Origin of the sequence: Thalassospira sp. UBA4513 (assembly GCF_002388495.1) — a bacterium.
Taxonomy (GTDB): Bacteria; Pseudomonadota; Alphaproteobacteria; order Rhodospirillales; family Thalassospiraceae; genus Thalassospira; species Thalassospira tepidiphila.
Window position 1 is genome coordinate 1 of record NZ_DGMR01000037.1, and the last position, 20069, is coordinate 20069.

Sequence of the window (20069 nt, forward strand, 5' to 3'; positions counted from 1 at the left end):
TTTTTCGGCCAGGTGGTGACCATCCGCCATTCGCGGACGTCCTGGGCAATTGCCGGTTTGGCGAAAGTTGACGCGGCAGCAGCAGTCGCACCTGCTACGGCAGCGCCGGAAAGAAATTGGCGACGTTTCATTGGTTACAACCTCCCAAAGATGCAAGCTCATGATTTATCTGTAAAAGCTGGATGATCAGCTTTGAGACGAAGCTTATATGCGTCTTTACGGGCAGGCAACCGAGGATCGAGTTGTTGTATGGTACTTTAGTCTAATTGGGGAAAGTGGTTCGCGCAATTGGTGCGGAACGCGAACTTTTACAGCTTAGTCCGCGTCGCTATCAGCGTCTTCCATCGAGATCCATTGACCATCGCGGAAGCCTTCAAGGGGTTGGAAGCGCATCTTATACGACATCTTGCGGCAATCGCCGATCCAGTAGCCAAGATAGACATGCGGAAGAGAAAGCGTTCTGGCTTCGTCGATCAGATCAAGCACGATGTAAGTGCCCAGTCCGCGGCGGTCTTCTTCCGGGTCAAAGAAGCTGTAAACGGCAGATAATCCGTCGGCCAGAATATCAACCAGCGCCACAGCAATCAGGCTGTCATCCGCGCGACGATATTCGAAGATCGAGGTTTCCACAGTGCTGTCTTCGATCATTGCGCGGTAATCACGGGCATCCATGCGCGCCATGTCACCATTGCCATGTCGGGCATCCTGATAGGTGCTAAACAGCTGATATTGTTCCTGTGTCGCGGACGGTGGCATCACCTTGCGGACAAGATCGCTGTTTCTGTTCTTGATGCGGCGGAAAGACCGGCTGGGTTCGAACCCGTCACAGCGGACGCGAACCGGAACGCAGGCATTGCAATCACTGCATGCCGGCAGATAGGCGATGGAGTGGCTGCGGCGAAAGCCTGCACGCGACAACAGATCATGGACGTTGTTGGCCTCGGGTCCGCGCAACTCCGTGACCAGTTTACGTTCGAACCGGCCGGGCAGGTAAGGGCACGGCATCGGTGCGGTCATAAAATAGTGCTGGGTCAGGCGCCGCTGATTAACTGTCATTTGATCCGATCAGTCCCGGTCACATCAAAGAGAACTATTCTATGAGATTAGGTGTTGTTTATGACAGTTTAAAGGCCTGACGGTCAAAAGGGCACCGATTTCTGTTGCCGGAATTCAAATCACCGTTGTGACGGAACCGAGAAGGTCGGGCGGCGCTGGTTTTCACCCTGTGCCGGTTGTTGTGTCGGCGATGGTGCCCGGCCAGCGGGTGCTGCACCTGCCGGTGCGGTCTGTCCAGATTCTTGGCCGTTTTGGCCAGCTTCGCCGGTGCCTTCAAGCGCGGAACGTTCGCCGGTACCACGCAGCAAGGTGATACTGATGCGGCGGTTGCTTTCATTTTCCGGCGCGTCAGGCAGGAGCGGGTCGGTATCCGACAGACCGGCAACCTTGGCAAAGCGTCCGGTTTCAAGCCCCATGTCTTCAAGCGCACGACGGGTTGCCAGCGCACGATCGGCGGACAGTTCCCAGTTGGAATAGCCATCTGTCCGGTTGAACGGCACGGCATCGGTATGGCCTTCGATCGAGACATCCTGTGGCATGTTTTCAATCACGCCCGCGACCTGTTGCAGCAGAAGGCGGGTATGATCGGCCATGGCGGCACTGCCACTCGGGAACATGGCGGTGCCGTCTTCGTCAAGGATCTGGATGCGAAGCCCTTCATCGGTGTTTTCGATGCGGATGTTCTTTTCAAGGCCCTGAAGTTCCTCATTGGCTTCGATTGCCTTAAGGAGTTCTTCCTGGGCCTCGTTGAATTCCTGTTCTTCCATCTGGGCCACGCGGATGGCTTCGCGTTCTTCCGGTGTTTCGACCGGCGGGATTTCCATACTGATGGATGGTGATCCGAATTCGGAACGCAGCGCACCTTCTTCGGCAAGGCTGGTGCCGCCCAGCAAACCGCCGGAACCCGATTCATTTTGCGAGATGGTCTCGGGCGTGAAATACATCGACACGCCTTGCAGCTGTTCCTCGGTCGCGCTGGAAAGCAGCCACAGCAACAGGAAGAATGCCATCATAGCCGTCACAAAGTCGGCATAGGCAACTTTCCAGGCACCACCATGATGCCCGTGCCCACCTTTTTTGATCTTTTTTATGACGATATCGGGCATTTGCTGCGTTGTCCTCTAAACCAGATCTTTTATCGCAAAATCAAGCCGTGGGCGCGTCTTGCAGCGCTTCGTCAAGCTCTTTGAAGCTGGGTCGAAGATTATGCGGGAGGGTTTTACGTGCGAACTCCACCGATACCTGCGGGGCATATCCCTGCATGTGACCAACCAGGGCGGCTTTGATGCAGCTGTAATATTTGCCGTCTGCGTCCACGGTGTTTTTGATGATCGAGGCGGTCGGGCCGACAAAGCCATAGGCACCAAGAATACCAAGGAAGGTACCGACAAGGGCCGCCGCAATCAGGCCACCGAGAATTTCAGGCGGTTCTGTCACCGAGCTCATGGTGACGATAACGCCAAGAACCGCCGCAACAATGCCAAGTGCCGGCAGGCCGTCACCAGCCGTTTGCACGGCGGACGCAACGGCGTGTTCTTCTTCGTGATGGGTTTCAAGTTCCTGATCCATCACGGCTTCAAGTTCATAGGCGTTTGTCGTGCCAAGGGTAAGCAAGCGCAGATAGTCACACATGAATTCCATCGCATGATGATCTTTCATCAGCATCGGGAAACTGGAAAACAGACTGGAGCTTTCCGGGTTTTCAACGTGGCTTTCAAGCGCAAGATCGCCTTTGGATTTCGCAAGGCGGAAGATCGCATAAAGGCAGATCAGAAGTTCCAGATAGGCGGCCTTTTTCTTTGGGCCTTTCATGGCGCGAATGGTGTATGTGAAGGATTTCTTCACGATGCCAAGCGGGTTGGCAGTCAAATAGGCACCAAACGCCGCCCCGAAAATGATCAGAACTTCAAGCGGTTGTACAAGAATGCCAAAGTCGCCATGCGGCAGATAGCCACCCAGGACAGAGCCGACTACGACGATATAACCAATGATCAAGAACATTCTTTTTTCTTCTCCGCTACCCCAAGCCAGATACCTGAACGATCAACCCCGAGTTCATCGAAACATCTGCCTTCTGCGGCAGTGCAGAACGTGTTTCTGATATCTATATGCTCTTATTAAGTTTTAATCTTATTAACATCGCGTTTAAATTAGCTGCGAGTTAGGTTTGACAGCGCGGTGAATAGACGCCATTTTCCCCAAGCTCCATTCGGGACGCGTCACCCATCCATATTGGTATACGAGAGCTTCCTTCAATATGTCTTTCTCTGCGCGCGATTTTCGCGATTGCCTTGGTCAATTCACAACCGGCGTTGCCGTTGTAACCACCCGCGCCCAAGACGGTGCAAAAGCGGGCATTACCATCAACAGCTTTGCCTCGGTGTCGCTTGATCCAGCGCTGGTTTTGTTTTCGGTTGATCACCGTGCGGCGACTCACGCGCTGTTCACGGGAGATGCCAAACGATTTTGCATCAATATCCTGAGCCAAAGCCAAAAGCAGGTGTCCGAGCTGTTTTCAGCCCCCGGGCAGGATGGTTGGGACAAGGTTGCATATGAAGACGACAGCCTTGGCATGCCGCGTCTTAAAGGCAGTGTTGCAGCTCTGACCTGCGAACGTCACGCCCTGCATGAAGGCGGTGATCACAGCATCATCGTTGGTCATGTTCAGGAACTGGTGATGGGCGAAACCGGTGCGCCGTTGCTGTATTACGGTGGGCGCTATCGCACGCTGGGTGACTGATGTTGTTGCTTGCGATGTGATGTAGTTCACAAAAGAAAAGGGCCGTGGTGACACACCAACGGCCCTTTGTCGTTTTTAGGTGCAGGGGGCCCTAGTCGAGGGACGTGTTCCCAAGTAGGCGACCACCGAATCCTTCCTTGATCAGGCGGTCGATCACCTGTTGCCCGTGCTGGGTGTCGCGCACTTCAAGCACCATGTCGACATCGGTCTGTTTTGCCGGTACGTCATAGAAATGGCGCTGGTGATAGACTTCAATGATGTTGGCGTCTTCTTCGCCGATCAAGGCACTGATCGTGGATAGTGCGCCCGGCACATCCGGAATTTCGATCCGGACACGAACAAGGCGGCCTTCGCGGGCCATGCCACGCATCAGAACCTGTGCCAGCAGGCGGGTGTCGATGTTGCCACCACTGATGATCAGGCAGACTTTCTTGCCCTTGAAGCGATCCGGGTGATCAAGCAGGGCGGCAAGCGGGGCCGCACCGGCACCTTCGACAACGCTTTTCTCGATCTCGATCATCATCTGGATGGAACGTTCGATCGAGCTTTCTTCGACCAGAACGACGTCATCGAGCTTTTCCTTACAGATTTCAAGCGTCAGGCCGCCGGGCTGTTTGACAGCGATGCCTTCGGCAATGGTGACGCCACCGCCGGTGAATTCCTTGCCGTGTATGCCTTCATACATGGACGGGTAAAGCTTGGTTTCAACCCCGATCACTTCGATGTCGGGCCGGCGCGATTTGATTGCGGTGACAACGCCCGATGCCAGACCGCCACCGCCAATCGGCACGACAACCGTGTCGATGTCTTTGTTTTCATCAAGGATTTCGAGCCCGACAGTGCCCTGGCCTGCGATGATATGCGGATCATCAAACGGATGGACGAAGGTCAGACCGCGTTCTTGCTGGATGCGGCCCGCGGCCTCAAGGCTTTCGGCAAACACGTTGCCGGTCAGAACGACTTCGGCGCCGTGCGAGCGCGTATGATGAACCTTGGTGTAGGGGGTGTTTTTCGGCATCACGATGGTGGCGGGAATACCAAGTCGTTTGGCGTTATAGGCGACACCCTGCGCGTGGTTGCCAGCCGATACGGCGATAACACCTTTTTCGCGTTCTTCCGGAGTCAGGCTTGCCAGTTTGACATAGGCGCCACGTTCCTTGAACGACGCGGTATATTGCTGATTTTCAAGTTTCAGATAAACATCCGCCTGGCAAATGTTTGATAGCGTTAAGGATTTGACCAGTGGGGTTTTCGCAACAATGCCTTCGAGCAAGCCCGAGGCGCGAACAATATCGTGATAGGAAACAGTCATGATTTCCGTACTCCTGCGGCCATCCGCAATCTGATGCGATGGCTATAGTAATATTTTATGGCGTGAATAGCGGTATTAAACCGGTCCTGTCATCCGCAGATGACAGGGATCACATTCGCAGGTCGGAAATACCCATAATCATGGCGATCACACCGGCACGAAGAGGCGGGCAAGAGTGTGATGCGAGGATGTCAGTAGCTGCAGACATAGCCATGTACTTTCCGGGTTTCGATGAGTTTGAGAAACGCACCTTTGCGGATTGCGCGCGCAAGGTCAAGCATCGGAAAAGAAAAACCGGGTTGCGTCACGTGCAACCCGGTTTCTTGAAGTCAATCGTGTCAAGCGACAGACACGTTATTCCATGTTCAGGATAATCGTCTTCTTGTAGGTGAAGTGTTCAAGCATGCTTTCAAGCGATGCTTCCTTGCCCAGACCGGAAAGTTTGATGCCGCCATAAGACAGGTTCGGCTGGACAACAAGGTTCTGGTTGACCTGAACAAAACCGGCTTCGAGGCGCTTGGTAGCGACAAGTGCGGTTTTAAGGTCCGTCGTCCAGACGGTCGCAGCCAGACCAAAGTCGCTGTCATTGGCAAGTTCAAGGGCCTCTTCAAAGGTTTTGAACTTGAACACGCAGGCAACAGGGCCAAAGATTTCTTCACGGGCAATCCGTGCATTCGGATCGACATTGGTGAAGATCACCGGACGGACAAACAGGCCATCGGAAAGGGCGCTGTCAGTGGGAAGTGCGCTTAGTTCGTTTTTGGTCGCACCTTCTTTTTCACCGACTTCTATATAGCCACAAACCTTGTCGAACTGTTTGCGGTTGATGATCGTGCCGATGTCGGTTTCTTCATCCAGCGGATCACCCATTTTAAGGGTGTTGACCTTATCAATCAGGCGTTTGACGAATTCGTCATGCAGGCTTTCATGCACCAGCATGCGTGACGCCGCCGTGCAGCTTTGCCCCTGACGGGTGAAACGCATGCCGCCAATCGCACCGGCAATCGCCTTATCAAGGTCGGCATCACCCATGACGATCATCGGGGATTTGCCACCCAGTTCAAGGGTGACCGGAATGAGTTTTTCGGCAGCTGCGCGATAGACCGTGCGGCCGGTTTCAACCGATCCGGTGAAGGAAACCTTTTTGACATCCTTGTGTTCAACCAGCGGGCCGCCACAAGACGGGCCAAAGCCCGACAGGATGTTAAAGACGCCAGCCGGGAGAACTTCCTGCATGATCTGACACACGCGCAGAACCGCAAGCGGGGTGTCTTCGGCGGATTTGACGACGACTGCGTTACCGGCAACCAGTGCCGGGGCAACCTTGATCGCCATCAGCATCATCGGAACGTTCCACGGAATGATCGCGCCGACAACACCAACGGCCTCGCGGGTGGTCAGGGTCATCATGTTCGGGTTAAACGGAACTGTTTCACCTTTAAGCTCGGAAGCCAGTCCGCCGAAAAAGACGAACATATCGGCCAGAACCGATGCCTCAACCCGGCTTTCGGTGCGAAGGGCCTTGCCCGATTCAAGGGCGACCAGACGTCCCAATTCCTCGGCATGGGACATCAGGATACGACCGCATTCGGCCAACAGTTTGCCGCGTTCACGCGCCGGGCGTTCGGCCCAATCTTTCTGGGCGGCCTTGGCGGCGGCGACTGCAATCGCGACATCGTCGGCGTCACCGTCGGCAGCCTGCCCGATGACCTTGCCCGTGGCAGGATTAAGAACATCAAAGGTCTTGCCGTTTTTCGGGGCGACAAGTTTACCGTTGATCAGATGATAACCGGACAGCTCCTTGGCCAGAACGGATGGATCAAGGATCGGATCGATGGGCATTTCAGGCTCCCTGTGGGTTGGCGTGCATCTGCGGTAAACCGCGCGGGGCGCACGATATTGGTTATTTGGTATTGGTTTACCAAATTATCGACAGGGCGATGCAATATCAAGCGCAATTAGTTCCCTAATCGGTGTGGTGCACATGCAAGTCGCATGACAGGCGGCAAGAGGGCTGTTACCCTAACTCAAAGGCCAGCCCGGCGGCGGTACGTGTCTGGGCGCCTGATATTGGTAAACGATGGAGTATATTGTGCCACGTCATTTCGATACGACGTTCGATGTTGTTAAGGAACTCAAGCCTTCCTATCCGGTGTATTGCCTTAGACCCAATATTCTTCGAGAAACAGCGCAGCGCTTTGTCGAAATGTTCCCGGGAGACGTCCTGTATGCGGTGAAATGCAATCCGCATCCGGAGGTCATGCGATATCTTCACGAAGGCGGAGTGCGTCATTTTGACACGGCTTCGCCTGAGGAAATCTCGATCGTGCGGCGGCAATTCCCGGGGATGAAGGCCTATTTCATGCATCCGGTCAAAAGCCGCGATGCCATCCGCAATGCCTATCGGGTGTTCGGAATTGATCATTATGTGATTGATACCGCCGAAGAGCTTGAAAAAATCCGCGAGGAAACCGAGGGCGACACGAACCTGGTGATCCATGTGCGCCTTGCAACACCGCCCGCCGGTGCGACCTATAACCTGTCAGCAAAGTTTGGTGCGCGTCCGATGGTGGCGGCCGAGCTTCTGAAGAAGGTTGATGAATATGGTTACCATGCGGGCTTGTGTTTCCACGTCGGGTCGCAATGCACGACACCGACCGGGTATCGGATCGCGGTCGAGCTTATCCGTCAGGTCGTTGATTTTTCTGGCGTGAAGGTCAAGCATATCGACGTTGGTGGCGGTTTCCCCGGCCAGTATATGAACCAGCGTGGTGCCAGCCTTGAAGAGTTCATGGACGAGATCAAGGATTGTATCCGCTGGCTTGATATGCCCGATACGACCTATATGTGCGAACCGGGCAGGGCACTGGTATCGAGCGGTATTTCCCTGATCACGCAGGTGCATCTGCGCAAGGAAGATACGCTGTTCATCAATGACGGTGTTTACGGCAGCCTGTCGGAAACCGTGACCGGGCAATTGCGTTATCCGGTGCGTCCGCTGCGCATTGAGGGTGATTTCGATCCGGAAGAAACACTGGAATTTACCATCTATGGGCCGACCTGCGACAATATGGATGTCTTGCCAGCGACCGTGACCTTGCCTGCCGATATCCGTGAAGGCGACTGGATCGAGTTTGGTCATATCGGGGCATATAGCAATGCGCTGGCCACCCATTTCAACGGCTTCCACCCCGAAGTGCAGGTGACGGTCAGTGAAGCGTTCCCGTATATTGACGGGGAGTTCCCGTCGGTTGCGCTGGACTAGCGTCGCAAGGCCAGAGCAGTCTGTTTGACAGACAAAATCGATCATTGCGGTAAAAAGGTACTTGTTTACCTATAATGGTTGGTTGCACTATGCTGCCCGCAGAAAAGACCGGCAGGGGAAACCTGCCGGTCAAAACGAATTCTCGGGGAAGCAGTACAGTGACCAACAGCCTTTTTATGCGCATCCGTGACCGGTTTCCGGCCGATCTGTCTTCAGTTCTGATTGAGACGCCAGATGGCAAGACCTATAGCTATGGCGATGCGGACACAGCATCGGCCCAGATTGCCGGTCTTCTGACGTCGCTTGGTGCGAAGAAAGGCGACCGGGTTGCCGTTCAGGTCGATAAATCCCCCGAGGCACTGTTTCTTTATCTTGGCTGCATTCGTGCGGGCCTTGTTTATTTGCCGCTGAATACCGCCTATCAGGCGGGCGAGCTTGCCTATTTCATGGATAACGCATCACCGGTGATCTTTGTTTGTCAGCCCCATCGTGAAGATGAGGTCAAGGCCATCGCGGACGAGCAGGGCGTTGCGCATGTTCTGACACTGGGCATGCAGTCTGAGGGCAACCTGATGGATGGAGCGGCATCGCAAGCATCGGACTTTGCGCCGGTCGCGTGCGAAGACAATGAATTGGCCGCCATACTTTATACGTCGGGCACAACGGGCAAGCCCAAGGGTGCGATGATGACCCAGATGAACCTGTGGTCCAACGCATCAACGCTTGAAAAGCTGTGGGGCTTCAAGGCCGACGATACCCTGCTGCATGCCTTGCCGATCTTCCATACCCACGGGCTTTTCATTGCCTGTCATTGTGTGATGCTGTCGGGATCGAAGATGTTCTTCCTGCCGAAATTTGATCGTGACCAGGTGATGGCGCTTTTGCCGCGCAGTACGGTGATGATGGGGGTTCCGACATTTTATGTGCGTCTGTTGTCGGGCGACGATTTCACCAAGGACGTCACTGCAAACATGCGTCTGTTCATTTCCGGGTCTGCGCCGCTTCTGCCAGAGACTTTTACCGCATTCAAGGAGCGCACGGGCAAGGCGTTGCTTGAGCGTTACGGTATGACCGAAATGGGTATGGCAACATCCAACCCGCTTGATGGCGAGCGCATCGTTCATACTGTGGGGCCGGCACTGCCAGATGTCGAAGTGCGCGTGTGTGATGAAGACGGCAATGTTCTTGGTACGGATGAGATTGGCGTGCTCGAAGCGCGCGGACCGAACGTATTTGCCGGTTATTGGCAGATGCCCGAAAAAACCGCCGAGGAATTCCGCAAAGACGGGTTCTTTATCACCGGTGATATCGCCAAGATCGATGCCAATGGCTATGTCCATATTGTCGGGCGCGCCAAGGATCTGGTCATTTCCGGCGGGTTTAACGTTTATCCCAAGGAAATCGAAACCCTGATCGACAAGATGGAGGGCGTTGTTGAAAGTGCCGTGATTGGCGTTCAACATCCCGACTTTGGCGAGGCGGTTGTAGCCGTGATCGTGCCGGAAGAAAAAGGCAGCTTAAGCGAAGAGGGCGTGATTGCCGCGATCAAGTCGGAGCTTGCCAACTTCAAGGTGCCCAAGCGCGTGTTCTTTGTCGATGAACTGCCGCGTAATGCGATGGGCAAGGTGCAGAAGAATGTCCTGCGTGAAGAGCACAAGGCCCTGTTTGCCAACTAAGACGAAGCAGGCAAAGCGGATCTTTTCGCGGCAATCCCAAAATCCGGACAAAGAAAAACCCCGACAGATGCTCTGTCGGGGTCTTCCTCATGACGCTACGGTCGTGGCTTAGCGACCGAAAGCAACACGGTGTGCTACATCATCGATCATGTCGCGGTTCAGACCGATGTCTGCCAGTTCGCGCGTATCAAGCTTACGCAGCGCATTCTGGGTCTGGTACTGAACGCGCAGAGCGCGAAGGAAAGCAAAAATCTTGGTTACGATCATTTCATCACCTATTTCAAACCGGCCGATTATTCGGCGTCTGTTCAGTTAACCGGCATGTTCTCACCGAGATATTCCGTACAGGAATAGTTAGCTGGTTTGACGTGTCGGTTTGCATGGGATGTATCGAATGATCAACTGCTTGGTGGCGCATTCATCAGTCGATACGTCCTATTCATTTCGTGAGGGCAATCTAAGGGTGATTGCGGATATAATCCAATGCGTTTTTTGCATGTCTGCGGATTGAAAAGCGCAGAAATCCCTGAAATCTCTCATTAACTGTTCTAAAGTGGATGGCTGACGCAGATTTGATGCTTTTTATTGCTATGCGTATGATGCATGGGTAATGAAGTTGCGTGATGCCTTGAGGTTGATTATCGGCGTTTGTGGTGTTGCGAATAATTTTGGGTGTAATTAGCGCGCTAATCGGTTTGAATACGCCGGAATTGTAATAACGTGCCGTTCGTGTGGGAGAAATGACGATGAGTGCTAATCGGTTGCAACTGGATTTTGCGCAGGCCCTGGATGCCTATTTGCGCTATGCACCGCGTCTGCCGCAGGTCGCACCCGATGCCGTGCCCAAAGCAACCGATTATGTCGACAACCTTTTGGCGATTGCCGATCAGTTTGATCTGATCGTGTTTGATGCCTTTGGCGTGCTAAATAGCGGGCAACGTGCCATTCCCGGTGCGGTCAAGACGGTCGCGACCTTGCAAGAAATGGGCAAGAAGATCGCGGTTGTCACCAATGATGCCTCAAGCTCGGGCGAGGCTATTCTGGCGCGTCATCGCAAACGCGGTTTTGATTTCGACAATAACAGCCTGATCAGCAGCCAGCAGTTTGTCGCCCCGCTGATGGGCGAATACGCCGATATCACTCATTGGGGGGCAATGGCGCCGACCGACTGGCCGTTTGATATTCTGCCCGGTTGGGTCGAGCCGCTTGGCAGTGATCCTGCGCTTTACGATGCGGTTGGCGGGTTCCTGTTGATTGACTCGGATAGTTGGACCGATACCCAGCAAGCCCTTCTGGAGCAGAGCCTTAAGGATAATCCGCGGCCGGTTCTGGTCGGTAATCCCGATATCTGTGCGCCGATGGGTGATTTCCTGTCGGTTGAGTCGGGGTACTTCGCGCATCTGGCGGGGGATGCATCCGGTGTCATGCCACGATGCGTTGGCAAACCGTATCACCACGTGTTTGAGGAGGTCCTGAAACGTCATCCCGGTGTTGATCGCAGCCGTGTGCTGATGGTCGGCGATACGGTGCATACCGATGTGCTGGGTGGACTAGCGTCGGGCATCAAAACCCTTCTGGTGCATCAGGGCGGGTTCCTTGATGGACAGGATATTGAAGGCGTGTTTGCCCGATCCGGCCTGCGTCCGCATTTTTGCGCGCGGGCGATTGGCCATGGCATTGAAGATGATGCGGATGGCATTGCGGCAAAGTCAGCATGATTTGATACTCGCCTCCCAAAACAAAAGGGCCTCGATTGAGGCCCTTTTTTATTGCTTGTCGTGGCGGCGGGGAAATCAGCCTTCCAGTGCCTCGGCGACTTCAATCGCGCTATAGGTCAGAACACCGGATGCCCCGGCGCGCTTGAAGCAGGACAGGGTTTCAATGGCGCAGCCGATATAATCAAGCCAGCCATTCTGACCGGCCGCACGCATCATCGCGTATTCGCCCGAGACCTGATAGGCAAAGACCGGCACGCCGAATTCCTGTTTGACGCGATAAAGCACATCAAGATAGGGCAGGCCCGGTTTGACAATGACCGAGTCTGCACCTTCATCAAGGTCATAGGCGACTTCGCGCATCGCCTCATCACTGTTGGCGGGATCAAGCTGATAGGTTTTCTTGTCGGCCTTGCCAAGCGCACTGGCCGAACCAATCGCATCACGGAACGGGCCATAAAAGGCGGATGCGTATTTGGCTGAATAGGCCATGATCTGAACGTTTTTGAGGCTTGATTCTTCAAGGACTTTGCGGATCGCACCGATGCGGCCATCCATCATGTCCGATGGGGCAACCACGTCACAGCCTGCCTGCGCCTGAACAAGGGCCTGACGGACAAGGGCCTCGGTCGTTTCGTCATTAAGGATCTGACCATCGACAACAATTCCGTCCTGTCCATCGGCATTAAACGGATCCAGCGCGACGTCGGTGATGACACCCAGATTGGGGCAGGCATCCTTGATGGCCTTGACCGCGCGGCAGACGACGTTGTCTGGGTTATAGGCTTCGCGGGCGTCCTTGGTTTTCAGGCTGGCATCGATATAGGGAAACAGGGCAAGGGCCGGAATGCCGAGCTTTTCGGCGTGTTTGGCGGTTTCGACCAAGATATCGACCGACTGGCGTTCAACGCCGGGCATGGACGGGATCGGGGTGCGTTCGTTTTTGCCGTCGATCACAAAGACAGGCAGGATCAGATCGTGGGAGGTCAACCGCGTTTCCGCGACCATGCGACGCGACCAGTCGGTCATGCGGTTGCGGCGCTGCCGGGTGCTTGGGAAGGTGCCATAGGCGAATTTGTTGACCATGATCTAATCTCTATAATGTGAGGCTGGGCAATTTATGGGACAGATTGCGCCGTTGATCAACCATTGGCCGCAATTTGCAAACGCCTGCGCATGGTTAACAGGTAAACCGGGATAATCATGGCAAGGAATGCCGATGTCAGGGCAAAGGCCGTGACCAGTCCGAGGGCTTCACCAATCGCACCGATCACCGGTGGCCCGGCCATGATGGCGGAATAGCCGGTTGCGGCAATGATCGAAACAACTGCACCGCCACCTTTGCCCGTTGTCTGGGATGCCGCAGACAGCAACAGCGGCAGAATGACCGCAAGCCCCATGCCGGCAATCCCGCAGCCGATCCAGGCGATAACGATATTGGGAGACAGGGTCAAAACAAGGGTACCAAGGGATGCCAGTACCGAACTTGTCAGCAATACCGGCACGCGACCATACCGGGTCACCAGTGCATCACCAGACAGGCGGGTGGCGGCCATGGCAAAGGAATAGATGGCAAAGCCGACGGCGGCCAATGTCGGGCCGGATGACAGTTCGGAATTCATAAACACCGTTGCCCAGTCTGTCAGGACACCTTCCCCGAATTGGCCGATAAAGGCGCAGACCCCGAACGGCAACAACATCAGGAACAGATTGCGATCCTTGGTCTTTGCGGCTGTGGTTTGGCTGGCATCCTTTTGGTCAGACAGATGTTCAGATGCCGCCTGATCCGACAAAAGACCCGCTTGTGCGATGATATGCGCGATCAGGAAAAGAGAAAGCACGATTGGCAGATGGAATTCATTGCCAACGGGCAGGGCGAACCAGGCGGCGGCAATCCCGGCGCCCACAAAACCGCCGAGACTCCAGAAACCATGTAATCCTGACATGATGCTGCGGCCCTTAACACGTTCGACCTGCAGGCCGTTGGCGTTCATCGCGACATCAAGAAATGCACCGGAAAAGCCAAGGGCGAACATCGCGATCGAAATGCTGAGATAATCGGGCATAAAGGCAGGCACGCCGACCGCGATGAAATAAAACAGCCCCGAATAACGCACCACGCATTCGCTGCCAAACCGGTCTGCCAGTCTTCCGGCGATTGGCATCACGGCAAGCACCCCGATGGCCGCCGCCAGCAAAATGCCGCCAAGTTCGTCATGGCCAAGGCCAAGACGTTCCTGCACCAGTGGGATATGCGGCACCCAGCTTGAAAAAGCGGCACCATGCAAAAAGAAGATGGCGCGCACCCGGTTATGGGCAGTGGCGTGGGTTTGCATTTAACGAGTTTCTCCGCAAGGCGAGGGCAGGCGTTCAGGCCTGAATGACGTTCAGCCCACGCCGGGTGTAATTGGCAAGATAGCCGTTTGAAAGTTTGCGCCCGGTGACCAGATGGGAAATCGCGTCAATATCGCAGACCCGGTGCGGCAAACTGGTTTCAAGTTTGTCGGCGGTGGTGATGGCAATGACTTCGGCCGATTGGGCGATCATGGCCGCCTTGGTGGCGCGTTCTTCGGTGCTGCTGGTCGACAGGCCCGCCTCGGGGTGAAGCGCGCAGGTGCCAAGCAGTGCGATATCGGCATTAAAGTTTCTAAGCTGATCAAGGGTCGTCGGGCCGCACACCACCAAATCTGCTTTGCGAAGCGTGCCGCCCAACATGATGACTTCGGCATTCGGATGACTGGCGAGCTCGACCGCGATCATCGGATTGACTGTAATCACCGTGCCGCGAAAGGATGGTTTGAGGTTGCGTGCAACTTCACAAACGGTGGTGCCGCTATCGAAAAACGCCACGCAATCATCGGGGATCAGTTCGCGTGCAGCCTTTTGGGCGATGGCAGTCCGTTCGGGTTGCAGTTCCTGCGCCCGTTCCGCGTAACTTTCCTGTGCCGAATTGGGCAGGACAGCACCCCCGTGAATGCGTCGCAAATAACCATCTTCCTCCATCTGGCGCAGATCACGGCGGATGGTATCAAGGGATGCGTGAAACAGGGCGGCCAGATCGTGGATATGAACCGTGCCCTGGCTGCGCAGAAGTTTCTGGATTTCGTCCTGACGGCTTGAAACGCTCGACATCGATATGCCTGTTTTGCCTGTTGTGCATGTATTGCCGATATTGGTTAGCCCGGGCATACAAAAGCGTCAATAGAAAAACCGGCCAGACGAAGGTCTGACCGGTTTTGCAGCAAAGCAGCATTCGGTGGTTTATCAGGCTTTATCAAGCGCCTGGGTCAAATCGGCCAGAATGTCATCAATATGTTCGATGCCAATCGACAGGCGGACATAGCCATCGGTCACACCCGATGAAAGGCGATCTTCCTCTGAGAGCTGGCTGTGAGTCGTTGTGGCCGGGTGAATGGCAAGGGATCGCGTGTCACCGATATTGGCCACGTGGTAGAACAGCTCCAGCGAGTTGATGAATTTTTCGCCGGCATCTTTGCCGCCTGCCAGCTCAAAGCCCATCAAAGAGCCCAGACCACCCTTAAGGTATTTGTCCGCGCGACGGCGGGCTTCGCCATCCTGTTTGCTGGGATGGATGACCTTGGTGACTTTCGGGTGCGTTGCCAGGAAGTCGGCAACCTTAAGCGCATTTTCGCAATGGCGTTCCATCCGAAGCGGCAAGGTTTCCATGCCTTGAATGGTCTGGAAGGAATTAAATGGCGATGCGGCGGCACCAACATCACGCAGCAACGTGCAGCGCAGTTTGATTGCGTATGCCACCGGGCCAATGGGCTTAACAGCCTCGGTCCAAACCGCACCGTGATAGCTTGGATCCGGTTCATTGAGAAGCGGGAAGCGTTTGGCGTGTTTTTCCCAATCAAACTTGCCCGAATCAACCACGATCCCGCCGACAGAGGTGCCGTGACCGGCAATGAATTTGGTGGTCGAATACATGACAATGCTTGCACCGTGGTCGATCGGTTTGCAGATCACTGGCGCGGCAGTGTTATCCACGATCAACGGAATGCCCAGATCATCACCGATATCGGCAACTTCGCGGATCGGGAAGACCTGAAGTTTCGGGTTGGGCAGGGTTTCGGCATAGAAGGCGCGCGTCTTGTCATCGGCAAGGCGACGGAAGTTTTCCGGATCGGCCGGATCGGCAAAGCGGACTTCGATGCCCATCTGTTTGAAGGTGTTGGCAAACAGGTTCCAGGTGCCACCATAAAGGTCGGTGGAACTGACGATGTTGTCGCCCGCCTGTGCGATGTTCAGCACCGCAAAGGTCGATGCCGCCTGACCCGATGCCAGTGCGACCGCCGCAGCACCGCCATCAAGGGCCGCCACGCGCTGTTCAAGCACATCATTGGTCGGGTTCATCAGGCGGGTATAGATGTTGCCCAGTTCCTTAAGCGCAAAGAGGTCTGCAGCATGCTGGGTGTCGCGGAACTGATAACTGGTGGTTTGATAGAGCGGGACGGCGACAGAACCGGTTGTCGGTTCGGCACGGTAGCCTGCATGAAGGACAATTGTTTCCGGCTTGGTCGAAGACATGATGACTGTTTCCCTGATTTATTGTGATTCCTGAGGCGAGGAGGGTATGCGCAGCGGCCCTGTATTCGCAAGGAAGATTTGGCGAAATGCCAGAGCAACATGCACGCCATAGGCGTTCAGGACGAGAATTGTGATAATTCGGTACGATTATACCGAATGAATTGACAAGCAGCAGATTTCACGTTTACGTAAAGGGAAAATAGAAAATCAAAAGAGGCGGCGATCCAATGGAATTCAACCTGTCTGAAGATCAGCAGGCATTTGCCCAAGCTGCGCGTGATTTCGCGCAGAATGAAATGGCGCCATATGCAGGCGACTGGGATGCCAATCATACATTTCCCGAAGAAACCCTGCGCAAGGCAGCCGAACTTGGTTTTGCCGCGATCTATACCAGCGAAGAACATGGTGGCACGGGGCTTGGGCGCCTTGATGCTGCGGTGATTTTCGAAGAGCTTGCGGCGGCTTGCCCGTCGACAGCGGCCTATGTTTCGATCCATAATATGGCCTGCTGGATGATTGATACGTTCGGCAATGACGCGCAGCGTGCGAAATATCTGCCCAAACTCGTCACCATGGATCATTTCGCAAGTTATTGCCTGACCGAGCCGGGGGCAGGATCGGATGCCGGGTCGCTTCGCACCCGGGCCGAGCGCGATGGCGATTATTATATCCTGAATGGCGAGAAGGCGTTTATTTCCGGTGGATCGCGCAGCGATATCTATGTCGTGATGGCGCGTACTGGCGATGACAGCCCGAAAGGCATTTCGACCTTTATCGTGCCAAAGGATGCGGAGGGGCTATCATTTGGCAAGCTTGAAGAAAAAATGGGCTGGAACAGTCAGCCGACCGCAGCCGTTATCTTTAGTAATTGCAAGGTGCCGGTCGAAAACCGTCTGGGTGACGAGGGCGAAGGTTTCAAATTCGCCATGAAGGGCCTTGATGGCGGGCGGTTAAATATCGCGGCCTGTTCGATCGGTGGTGCGCGTGCGGCAATGGAACATGCCCGCGAACATATGAAAGTCCGCAAGCAGTTTGGCAAAAGCCTTGATCAGTTTCAGGCGTTGCAGTTCAAGTTTGCTGATATGGTGACCGAACTCGAAGCCGCCCGGCTGATGCTGCATAAAGGGGCATGGAAGCTGGATCACAAGACTGATGATGCCACGCAGTTTTGTGCGATGGCCAAACGGTTTGCGACCGATATCGGCTTTAATGTCTGTAACGAAGCGCTGCAGCTTCATGGCGGATATGGTTATATTCGCGAATACCCCATCGAGCGGCTTTTGCGTGACTTGCGCGTGCACCAGATCCTTGAAGGTACCAATGAAATCATGCGCCTGATCATCGCGCGTGCAGCCCTGAAAGACTAGGTTATGAGCACAGTTTCAAATTCGCCGAAGACCGCAGACGCACCGGTTCTGTTTTCCCAAGATGGGCCGGTTGGGCGTATCCTGTTGAACCGTCCCAAGGCGCTAAACGCACTTGATCTGGTGATGGTCGATATGATGCTGGCGCAGCTGAAATCCTGGGAACAGGATCCTTCGGTGAAAGTCGTCATCATTGAAGGGATGGGGGAGAAGGCATTCTGCGCGGGTGGTGATATCCGCGGCCTTTATGATGCCCGCAAAGTTGATGACGAAGAGATGCTTGATGCGTTTTATCGTCGGGAATATCACCTAAACCATTATATCGCGACCTATCCAAAGCCCTATATCGCGCTGATTGATGGGATCACCATGGGCGGTGGTGTCGGGGTTTCAATCCATGGCCGGTTCCGGGTCGTGACCGAACGGACGTTGTTTGCCATGCCTGAAACCGGCATTGGATTTTTCCCGGATGTGGGCGGCGGCTATTTCCTGCCACGGTGTCCTGGCAAAATCGGGATGTATCTTGGTTTGACTGGGGCGCGGATCAAGGCCGCAGATTGCCTTTATGCCGGACTTGCAACCCATGGGGCGGAAAGTGCGAAACTGGATGCCATCAAGAATGCGCTGGCAAGTGCGGCGTGGGACGGTGATGGCTTTGCGACTGCCGAGGATATCCTCAACAAGCATGAAACGCCGTTCGGTTCAGCGCCACTTTCAGAAATTCGTAGCGAGATCGATCATTGCTTTGCTGGCGACAGTGTCGCGGCGATCTTTGAAGCCTTGCGGAATGCGGCCAGTGCATTTGGCACAGAGACCCTTGAGACGTTGCTGGGCAAATCGCCGACATCCCTTTGCGTCAGTTTCGAGCAAATCCGTCAGGGCAGTGATATGTCGTTGGCAGAAGTCCTGAACATGGAATACCGAATGTCGCAGCGCATGGTGTGCAAGCCGGATCTGTTTGAAGGTGTGCGGGCGGTGATTGTTGATAAGGATCACGCGCCGAAATGGCAGCATGGCGATATCGGTCAGGTCGATCCACGCGAAGTGGCGGAATATTTCGAAAAGCTGCCAAAAGACAAAGAGCTTAATCTTTAGACTATTGGGCTGGGAACATCACCCTGCCAGATCACCATAAATCAGAACAAAACACCCAGATAGGGTGTCAGAGGAGACTTCAAATGGCGAATATCGGTTTTATCGGTCTGGGCAATATGGGCGGCCCGATGGCGGCCAACCTTGTGAAGGCTGGACATGCGGTCAAGGTCTTTGATCTGTCGGCAGATGCGGTGGCAAAGGCCGTGGAGGCCGGTGCCTCAAAGGCGGCATCGGTCGGCGCAGCGGGCAGTGATGTCGAATTTGTTGTCACTGTTTTGCCCGCGGGCAAGCACGTGCTGGGCGTTTATGATGGACCGGACGGTGTCATTGCACATGCCAAGCCGGGCACCGTTCTGATCGACAGTTCGACAATTGATGTGGACTCGGCCCGCAAGGCAGCCGAACTGGCCCGTGCGGCGGGTCTTGGTGTTGTTGATGCCCCGATCTCTGGCGGGACGGCCGGTGCGGCGGCAGGTACGCTGACATTCATGGTTGGTGGATCTGAGGCGGACTTTGCCAGTGCACAACCCATTTTGGCGGGCATGGGCAGCAATATCATCCATGCCGGTGACAGCGGTGCCGGGCAGGCGGCAAAGATTTGCAACAACATGGTGCTTGGTGTCAGCATGATTGCGGTTTCCGAGGCCTTCATGTTGGCAAAGCGCCTTGGCCTGGATGCCCAGAAGCTGTTTGAGGTGTCTTCAAAGGCATCAGGTCAGTGCTGGGCTTTGACAAGTTATTGCCCGGTCCCGGGGCCGGTTCCGACGTCCCCGGCCAACCGCGATTATCAGCCGGGCTTTGCGGTGGATATGATGCTGAAGGACTTGAAGCTTGCCCAGCAGGCATCAGCGGCATCTGGTGCAACAACCCCGATGGGGGCGTTGGCCGAAAGCCTTTATGCGCTTTATTCAAATGGCGGCAATGGTGGCATGGACTTTTCGGCCATCGTTAAAATGCTGGATGGCGACAAATAGAAGTACCCAGAAGCGGTACCAAACGAGCGGGTCCGGATTTCCGGGCCCGTTTTGTTATATGTTGCGTTGTCTGAAAATGGGAGCACAATAGACAAGTCCATTTTTGATAACAGCAGTGCATCAATGACCTCACGCTATAACACCTCGAACGAGATTTATTTTGAGCTTCGGCAAGTCGGCACCTATCTGCGGTGTACGGCCATTGACGGCAAAACTGGCGTGGAAGTGACTGTTGCCGGACCTGTCAGCCGGAATCCGGAACAACTGAAGCGCGTTGCTGCACAAAAACTTGAATACGTTCTCAAAAAGGGATAATTTATA

The 20069-nt window shown here is 54.8% G+C and carries 19 protein-coding genes; 8 read left to right on the forward strand and 11 right to left on the reverse strand.

Features of this window, described 5'->3' with window-relative positions; genetic code table 11:
* The 4 genes from B2T33_RS14885 to motA form a co-directional block, all read right to left on the reverse strand.
* Window positions 1–131: twin-arginine translocation signal domain-containing protein (locus B2T33_RS14885; RefSeq protein WP_286792523.1), on the reverse strand; the 131-nt coding region annotated here is incomplete at its 3' end.
* Window positions 132–315: 184 nt separating this feature from the next.
* Window positions 316–1056 carry an arginyltransferase gene (locus tag B2T33_RS14890; protein ID WP_286792466.1) on the reverse strand — a complete coding sequence of 247 codons (741 nt, stop codon included), beginning with the start codon at window positions 1054–1056 and terminating at the stop codon, window positions 316–318.
* A gap of 119 nt (window positions 1057–1175) precedes the next feature.
* Window positions 1176–2162, reverse strand: a complete 987-nt coding sequence (locus B2T33_RS14895; protein ID WP_286792467.1) for a flagellar motor protein MotB — start codon at window positions 2160–2162, stop codon at window positions 1176–1178.
* A 40-nt stretch (window positions 2163–2202) separates the two neighbouring features.
* Window positions 2203–3057 (reverse strand): flagellar motor stator protein MotA, encoded by an 855-nt coding sequence (motA, locus tag B2T33_RS14900; protein WP_063089439.1) that lies wholly within the window; start codon window positions 3055–3057, stop codon window positions 2203–2205.
* 256 nt (window positions 3058–3313) lie between these two features.
* Here motA and B2T33_RS14905 point away from each other — a divergent pair, with 256 nt between their 5' ends.
* Window positions 3314–3796 carry a flavin reductase family protein gene (locus tag B2T33_RS14905; protein WP_064781452.1) on the forward strand — a complete coding sequence of 161 codons (483 nt, stop codon included), beginning with the start codon at window positions 3314–3316 and terminating at the stop codon, window positions 3794–3796.
* 91 nt (window positions 3797–3887) lie between these two features.
* On the opposite strand, the gene B2T33_RS14910 is transcribed toward B2T33_RS14905, so the two are convergent.
* Window positions 3888–5108 (reverse strand): threonine ammonia-lyase, encoded by a 1221-nt coding sequence (locus B2T33_RS14910; protein ID WP_064781451.1) that lies wholly within the window; start codon window positions 5106–5108, stop codon window positions 3888–3890.
* Window positions 5109–5462: 354 nt separating this feature from the next.
* Window positions 5463–6950 (reverse strand): aldehyde dehydrogenase family protein, encoded by a 1488-nt coding sequence (locus B2T33_RS14915; RefSeq protein WP_210517943.1) that lies wholly within the window; start codon window positions 6948–6950, stop codon window positions 5463–5465.
* A 238-nt stretch (window positions 6951–7188) separates the two neighbouring features.
* Between B2T33_RS14915 and B2T33_RS14920 the strand changes: the two genes are divergently transcribed.
* Entirely contained in the window at window positions 7189–8373 is a 1185-nt protein-coding gene (locus B2T33_RS14920; RefSeq protein WP_209272184.1) for a type III PLP-dependent enzyme, read from the forward strand.
* Between the two features lie 158 nt (window positions 8374–8531).
* Entirely contained in the window at window positions 8532–10049 is a 1518-nt protein-coding gene (locus tag B2T33_RS14925) for a malonate--CoA ligase (protein ID WP_286792468.1), read from the forward strand.
* A 108-nt stretch (window positions 10050–10157) separates the two neighbouring features.
* Here the strand turns inward: B2T33_RS14925 and B2T33_RS14930 are convergent, their stop codons facing one another.
* Window positions 10158–10316 (reverse strand): DUF1127 domain-containing protein, encoded by a 159-nt coding sequence (locus B2T33_RS14930; RefSeq protein ID WP_082923501.1) that lies wholly within the window; start codon window positions 10314–10316, stop codon window positions 10158–10160.
* A 479-nt stretch (window positions 10317–10795) separates the two neighbouring features.
* Here B2T33_RS14930 and B2T33_RS14935 point away from each other — a divergent pair, with 479 nt between their 5' ends.
* On the forward strand, window positions 10796–11767 hold the full coding sequence (locus B2T33_RS14935; protein ID WP_286792469.1) for an HAD-IIA family hydrolase: 972 nt from the start codon (window positions 10796–10798) through the stop codon (window positions 11765–11767).
* Between the two features lie 75 nt (window positions 11768–11842).
* On the opposite strand, the gene hemB is transcribed toward B2T33_RS14935, so the two are convergent.
* The 4 genes from hemB to B2T33_RS14955 all read right to left on the reverse strand — a co-directional run bounded on the left by hemB (window position 11843) and on the right by B2T33_RS14955 (window position 16315).
* Complete coding sequence (hemB, locus tag B2T33_RS14940) at window positions 11843–12850, reverse strand: porphobilinogen synthase (RefSeq protein ID WP_064789151.1); 1008 nt, start codon at window positions 12848–12850, stop codon at window positions 11843–11845.
* Between the two features lie 56 nt (window positions 12851–12906).
* Entirely contained in the window at window positions 12907–14100 is a 1194-nt protein-coding gene (locus B2T33_RS14945; protein ID WP_286792471.1) for an MFS transporter, read from the reverse strand.
* A 34-nt stretch (window positions 14101–14134) separates the two neighbouring features.
* Window positions 14135–14896, reverse strand: coding sequence for a DeoR/GlpR family DNA-binding transcription regulator (locus tag B2T33_RS14950; protein ID WP_286792472.1), 762 nt, complete (start codon window positions 14894–14896; stop codon window positions 14135–14137).
* A gap of 132 nt (window positions 14897–15028) precedes the next feature.
* Complete coding sequence (locus tag B2T33_RS14955) at window positions 15029–16315, reverse strand: O-acetylhomoserine aminocarboxypropyltransferase/cysteine synthase family protein (protein WP_286792473.1); 1287 nt, start codon at window positions 16313–16315, stop codon at window positions 15029–15031.
* 227 nt (window positions 16316–16542) lie between these two features.
* Here B2T33_RS14955 and B2T33_RS14960 point away from each other — a divergent pair, with 227 nt between their 5' ends.
* The 4 genes from B2T33_RS14960 to B2T33_RS14975 all read left to right on the forward strand — a co-directional run bounded on the left by B2T33_RS14960 (window position 16543) and on the right by B2T33_RS14975 (window position 20063).
* Window positions 16543–17682 (forward strand): acyl-CoA dehydrogenase family protein, encoded by a 1140-nt coding sequence (locus B2T33_RS14960; RefSeq protein ID WP_286792474.1) that lies wholly within the window; start codon window positions 16543–16545, stop codon window positions 17680–17682.
* Between the two features lie 3 nt (window positions 17683–17685).
* The gene (locus B2T33_RS14965; protein ID WP_286792475.1) at window positions 17686–18774 is read left to right on the forward strand and encodes an enoyl-CoA hydratase/isomerase family protein; all 1089 of its coding nucleotides are present in this window, start codon (window positions 17686–17688) and stop codon (window positions 18772–18774) included.
* 83 nt (window positions 18775–18857) lie between these two features.
* The gene (gene mmsB, locus B2T33_RS14970) at window positions 18858–19748 is read left to right on the forward strand and encodes a 3-hydroxyisobutyrate dehydrogenase (protein ID WP_286792477.1); all 891 of its coding nucleotides are present in this window, start codon (window positions 18858–18860) and stop codon (window positions 19746–19748) included.
* A 123-nt stretch (window positions 19749–19871) separates the two neighbouring features.
* Window positions 19872–20063: a DUF6898 family protein gene (locus tag B2T33_RS14975; RefSeq protein WP_008891119.1), complete on the forward strand. Its 192-nt coding sequence runs from the start codon at window positions 19872–19874 to the stop codon at window positions 20061–20063.
* Window positions 20064–20069: the final 6 nt, after the last annotated feature.